At 47.1% G+C, this 495-nt stretch carries 1 pseudogene; it reads left to right on the top strand.

The annotated features are described in order from the left end of the window. Positions 1 to 25 precede the first annotated feature (25 nt). Positions 26 to 495: pseudogene (locus tag ACTHUR_RS19120) on the top strand (peptidase); the annotation flags it as partial.

Genomic DNA, 495 nt, shown 5'->3' with positions numbered 1-495 from the left:
ATAGACAGTTACAGAAATTTTCCTGATGAGTATTTTGGGGATTTTGGCTGTGATGGGCGGTACGTTGATGCTGAACATCATGTTGAATCTGACCCGTATTGCCGAGCGCGGGCAGGAAGAAGAAGTCCGTGGCGGTAGGAAAACCTTATATCTGCTGTTGGCGGTATTTCCTTTATTGGCGGCATTGTTGTTCGGCGGCAATTACCTGACTATTCAACAAAAACGGGATATCTTAATCCAATCGTCGGAGCGCATCGTCAAAGACAATTCTGCTCAACTCGATGCGTTGGCCGATTACCGTTTTGACTTGGCGTATATCAGAAAAACGTCGGAAATCTTGGATTTGATGGCTAAAGATGATTCTTCGTTCAACGCTGCCATGATTATCGTGCCGGATAAGATCGGCAACAAACCGGTTTATCTGGCTTTTTCAGCTGACTCCACCCGCCTTACCCTGAGTGACGAAGTCGTGCCTGCCGCCAATCAGAATGCAGA

It is taken from the genome of Neisseria sp. P0021.S007 (assembly GCF_051956855.1).
This window is presented reverse-complemented; position numbering and strand designations above follow the sequence as displayed.